The sequence below is a fragment of the Streptomyces sp. AC627_RSS907 genome (assembly GCF_019049165.1).
In genome coordinates this window covers 1-746 of record NZ_JAGMUE010000647.1, presented here as the reverse complement: position 1 = coordinate 746, position 746 = coordinate 1, and the positions used below count along the sequence as shown (strand labels likewise).

Sequence of the window (746 nt, the reverse complement as noted above, 5' to 3'; positions counted from 1 at the left end):
ACCAGGAACAGACGATCACCCGTAAGGCCCAGGAGTTCTTTATCGCGATCAAGCTCGATCGCGAGGTGAGCAAGGACGACATCCTGGAGGGCTACCTCAACACCAGCTACTTCGGGCGCAACGCGTACGGCATCCAGTCCGCCGCCCAGGCGTACTACGGCAAGGACTCCGACGAGCTGAACACCGCCGAGAGCGCCTACCTGGCCACCCTGCTCAACGCGCCCAGCGCGTACGACGTCGTCGTGCACCCCGAGAACAAGGGGCGCGCGCTGGCCCGTTGGAACTACGTGCTCGACGGCATGGTGGAGAAGGACTGGCTCGACAAGTCCGAGCGCGAGGCCATGAAGTTCCCCACCCCCGACCCCGCCAAGCCCACCTCCAGCATGTCCGGGCAGCGCGGCTACCTCGTCGAGGCGGTCAAGAACTACATCACCGCCAACGACATCATCGACGAGCAGGACCTGGCGGCCGGCGGTTACCGCATCACCACCACCATCGACAGGAAGAAGCAGGACGCCTTCGTCGAGACGATGGACGAACGCCTGATGAGCAAGCTCAGCAAGGCGAACAAGGTGGACAAGTACGTGCGGGCCGGCGGCGCCTCCATCGACCCGGACAACGGCAGGGTGGTCGCCCTCTACGGCGGCATCGACTACACCAAGCAGTACGTCAACAACGCCACCCGGCGCGACTACCAGGTCGGCTCGATCTTCAAGCCGTTCGTCTTCACCTCGGCCGTCGAGAAC

Annotated in this window: 1 protein-coding gene; it reads left to right on the top strand. The window is 64.2% G+C overall.

What is annotated here, in order from left to right:
* Positions 1-746 (top strand): transglycosylase domain-containing protein (locus KUM32_RS37590; RefSeq protein WP_217146323.1); only part of this gene is annotated, 746 nt, incomplete at both ends.